The organism is Mesorhizobium sp. M7A.F.Ca.CA.004.12.1.1 (assembly GCF_003997835.1).
Taxonomy (GTDB): domain Bacteria; phylum Pseudomonadota; class Alphaproteobacteria; order Rhizobiales; family Rhizobiaceae; genus Mesorhizobium.
The window spans coordinates 1-2,573 of record NZ_RZRK01000851.1; the positions used below are offsets into that span (position 1 = coordinate 1).

Sequence of the window (2,573 nt, forward strand, 5' to 3'; positions counted from 1 at the left end):
GGCCACCGCCCGCCAATCCCCAGCCCTTTCCGGCATCGCGCGCGTGCCGGGCGACAAGTCGATCTCGCACCGTTCCTTCATGTTCGGCGGCCTCGCCTCCGGGGAGACCCGCATCACCGGCCTGCTCGAAGGCGAGGACGTGATGCGCACGGGTGCGGCCATGAAGGCAATGGGCGCGCATATCGAGAAGAACGGCGACGAGTGGGTGATCCGCGGCACCGGCAATGGGGCGCTGCTGCAGCCGGAAGGCCCGCTCGATTTCGGCAATGCCGGCACCGGCTCGCGGCTGACCATGGGCCTTGTCGGCACTTATGACATGGAGACGACCTTCATCGGCGATGCCTCGCTGTCGGGCCGGCCGATGGGCCGCGTGCTCGAACCCTTGCGCCAGATGGGCGTGCAGGTGCTGAAGGCGACACCGGGCGACCGCATGCCGATCACACTGCATGGACCGAAGCATGCCGCGCCGATCACCTATCGCGTGCCGATGGCCTCGGCGCAGGTGAAGTCCGCAGTGCTGCTCGCCGGCCTCAACACGCCCGGTATCACCACAGTCATTGAACCCGTCATGACGCGCGACCACACCGAAAAGATGCTGAAGGGGTTTGGCGCCAATCTGTCGGTCGAGACCGACGAACGCGGCGTGCGCCACATCTTCATCGAAGGCCAGGGCAAGCTGACCGGCCAGACCATCGCCGTGCCGGGCGACCCGTCCTCGGCCGGCTTCCCGCTGGTGGCCGCACTGATCGTGCCGGGTTCGGACATCACAATCGAGAACGTGCTGATGAACCCGACCCGCACCGGCCTGCTTTTGACGCTGCAGGACATGGGCGGCAAGATCGACATCCTCAACCCGCGTAATGCCGGCGGCGAGGATGTCGCCGATCTGCGCGTGCGTTACTCCGAGCTGAAGGGCGTCATCGTGCCGCCCGAGCGGGCGCCGTCGATGATCGACGAGTACCCAGTGCTCGCGGTCGCCGCCAGCTTCGCCGAGGGCGAAACGCTGATGCAGGGGCTGGAGGAGCTGCGGGTGAAGGAGTCCGACCGGCTGTCTGCCGTCGCCAATGGTCTGAAGCTCAACGGTGTCGACTGCACCGAGGGCGAGGCTTCGCTTGCCGTGCGCGGCAAACCGGGCGGCAAGGGGCTTGGCGGCCATCCCAACGGCCAGGACACGACGGTGCAGACCCATCTCGACCACCGCATTGCAATGAGCTTTCTGGTGATGGGGCTGGCGACCGAAAAGCCGGTGACCATCGACGATCAGGCGATGATCGCGACCAGCTTTCCGGAATTCATGGGGCTGATGACGGGGCTGGGCGCGGAGATTGGAGCTTGAGGGCGATAAAATGGGCGAGAGCGAGTCTGGTAAGAAGGTAGGGATAAATATCGACGTTGGCATAGGAGCCAAAGCTGAGATAAAGGCGGAAATTCCGCCCCAATCTTCCGGTCGCTTGCTAGATGCCTTGACGGATATCATCCGACCGATATCAGAGGCTCGTGGTTTGCGCGCAGATCAGATTCGGCTTCAACGGGAGGACGTTCTAGTCGAGATAGCCAAGATTGCCCGAAAGCGCCTAGACATAGAAAGCGGCCAATTTAGTCCAATTCCTAACAAGGTATTGATTCCCGCTCTCGAGAAAGCCTCTCTCGAGAGCCCTGATGATGCTGAAATGATGGAAAGATGGGCGGAGCTTATTGCCAGCGCAGCGACAGGCAGCGGGATATCCCCCCATCTCGTAAACGTACTATCTGAGCTCTCTTCAAATCAGGCTGGCCTCTTGGAGAGAATATTCTGGATAGGGAACGCGACAGATGAGAAAGAATACAAAACCGACCAGGAAGATCGGCAGTACAGAGATCGAGTAAATTCGATCGTATCAGAGGCGCCGATTATTCATCATCCCCGTAGAACGTTAATTCTTGCGGGGGCTATTCGTAGACTCATTTCGATTGATGATCCTTACGAGTCATTTTTTTATTTTGCACAATGCATTTTGCCCGGACCCGGCTCCTTCTACATGAGCGCCTCTGTATCGAGCAAAGAATTTGGCGCGTTAAACTATATGCAAGACGTTTATAATGAAGGTATAAAAGTTGATATCGCCGTACTTAGGAATTTGTCTCTAATTGAAAAAAAAGGATATTTCGTTTGAAATGAGAGATAGCACCATAGTATGCTCTGTTGAGCTGTATCGGATTTCCTCATTTGGCTATTACTTCTTAAAAATGTGCTCACATAATATTAGAGAATTCATGGACAATTCCGGAAAGAAAGACGATGAACTTCGATAAATCGGGAAAACTATGACGATAGTCGCCATCGACGGCCCCGCCGGTGCCGGCAAAGGCACGCTGGCGCGACGGCTGTCCGACCATTACCACCTCAACCTGCTCGACACCGGCCTCACTTATCGCGCCGTCGCCCATGCGCTGCTGCGGCTGGGCCTGCCGCTCGACAATGTCTCGGCGGCGGAAACCGCTGCCCGTCAGGTCGACCTGGCAAAGCTCGACCGGGCGGTGCTGTCAGCGCATGCGGTCGGCGAGGCAGCCTCGAAGGTCGCCGTGTACCCGAC

The 2,573-nt window shown here is 58.8% G+C and carries 3 protein-coding genes; all 3 read left to right on the top strand.

All coding sequences use genetic code 11. The annotated features are described in order from the left end of the window. Positions 1–1,336, top strand: a 1,336-nt coding sequence (gene aroA / locus EN984_RS30685) for a 3-phosphoshikimate 1-carboxyvinyltransferase (protein ID WP_245480151.1), incomplete at its 5' end; no start/stop codon positions are given. A gap of 10 nt (positions 1,337–1,346) precedes the next feature. Next, the gene (locus EN984_RS30690; RefSeq protein WP_127269105.1) at positions 1,347–2,153 is read left to right on the top strand and encodes a hypothetical protein; all 807 of its coding nucleotides are present in this window, start codon (positions 1,347–1,349) and stop codon (positions 2,151–2,153) included. Positions 2,154–2,304: 151 nt separating this feature from the next. Beyond that, on the top strand, positions 2,305–2,573 hold a 269-nt coding region (locus EN984_RS30695; protein ID WP_206517523.1), incomplete at its 3' end, for a (d)CMP kinase.

Bases quoted from the DNA above. Each gene is read 5' to 3' on its own strand.
- EN984_RS30690 (WP_127269105.1), top strand. From the start codon at position 1,347: ATGGGCGAGAGCGAGTCTGGTAAGAAGGTAGGGATAAATATCGACGTT.